General features: G+C 78.3%; 3 protein-coding genes. All 3 read left to right on the top strand.

The features are described 5' to 3' along the window. Nucleotides 1–252, top strand: a 252-nt coding sequence (locus ACWDUN_RS15210; RefSeq protein WP_449929965.1) for a hypothetical protein, incomplete at its 5' end; no start/stop codon positions are given. A gap of 252 nt (nt 253–504) precedes the next feature. Continuing rightward, nucleotides 505–1074, top strand: a complete 570-nt coding sequence (locus ACWDUN_RS15205) for a hypothetical protein (RefSeq protein WP_449929963.1) — start codon at nt 505–507, stop codon at nt 1072–1074. Between the two features lie 75 nt (nt 1075–1149). Then, nucleotides 1150–1401 (top strand): hypothetical protein (locus ACWDUN_RS15200; protein WP_449929961.1); only part of this gene is annotated, 252 nt, incomplete at its 3' end.

Raw genomic sequence — 1401 nt, 5'->3', positions numbered from 1 at the left:
CCGGTGGCGCTGGAGGTGCAGGCGGTGGCGGTGCGGCCGGTGGTGGCGCTGGAGGTGCAGGCGGTGGCGGTGCGGCCGGTGGTGGCGCTGGAGGTGCGGGCGGCGGCGGTGGTGCGGCCGGAGGTGGCGGTGCCGGTGCGGGCGGCGGTGGTGCGGCCGGCGGCGGTGGTGCCGCAGGCGGCGGCGCGGTGCCCGGAGTGGGCGTCGTCGAGGGCGGCGGCGCTGCAGGCGCGCCGGTCGAGCTTGCGGTGACGGTACCTCCCGTCGAGGTGGCGGCTCCTCCTGTTGAGGTTGCGCTTCCGCCGGCGGAGATCGCGGTCCCGCCGGTCGAGGTAGCTGCCCCGCCGATCGAGGTGGCGGCGCCTCCTGTCGAGATCGCCGCGCCTCCCGTGGAGATTCATGCGCCACCCGCGCAGGTGGCCGCTCCGCCGGCCGAGATTTCGGTGCCTGACATCGACATCGAAGTTCCCGACGTGAGCATCCCGGGAATCGAGCTGCCCGGCGGTGTTGGCGTACCAGGAGCGGCAGTCGGCGGAGGTGTTCCCGGCGCGGTCGTGGGTGGCGCCCCGGCTGCTGCCGTGGTTGATGCCGGCGCGGCCGCCGCGGCACCGGGTGCCGCAGTCGTCCAAGCGGCGGCCCCTGCTGTGGGTGGCGGCGGCGCCGCAGGCGGTGCTGCTGGTGGTGCGGGTGCGGGCGGCGGTGGTGCGGCGGCTGGTGGTGCGGGTGCGGCCGGTGGCGGCGCTCCCGCTGGTGGTGCGGCCGGCGGTGGCGCTCCCGCGGGTGGTGCGGCCGGTGGCGGCGCTCCTGCCGGCGGTGCGGCCGGCGGTGGCGCTCCTGCGGGTGGTGCGGCCGGCGGTGGCGCTCCTGCGGGTGGTGCGGCCGGCGGTGGCGCTCCTGCGGGTGGTGCTGCTGGTGGTGGCGCTCCTGCGGGTGGTGCTGCTGGTGGCGGCGCTCCCGCCGGTGGTGGCGCTCCGGTTGGTGGCGGCGCGCCCGCCGGTGGTGGTGCTCCGGTCGGTGGCGGTGCGCCCGCGGCTTTGGGCGCTCCCGTCGCCGACGCGAGCGGCGCGCCCTTGATGGATACCGCGGGCGTCGGCCCCCTGCTCGCAAGCACCGGACTCAATGGTGAAGGTCCGGCGGCAGCGTTGGTCGATGCGGCCGCAGCAGCAGGAGCAGGTGCGCCGGGCGCAGGTGTCCCAGGTGCGGGGGGCCCCGCCGCAGGAGCCTTGGACGACGCGGCGGCACGCGCCGGCGGGGGTCCGGCCGGTGCGGCGCTTGAGGATGCCGCCGCAGTCGCAGTCCCGGGCGCTGGTGGTGCTGGCGGCGGTGGTGCCGCGGGTGGCGGTGCTGGTGGTGCTGGCGGCGGTGGTGCCGCGGGTGGCGGTGCTGGTGGTGCTGGCGGTG

This window comes from Mycobacterium sp. NPDC003323 (genome assembly GCF_053589535.1).
The sequence above is the reverse complement of the archived record's forward strand: the minus strand, read 5'-3'. Positions and strand labels throughout refer to the sequence as shown.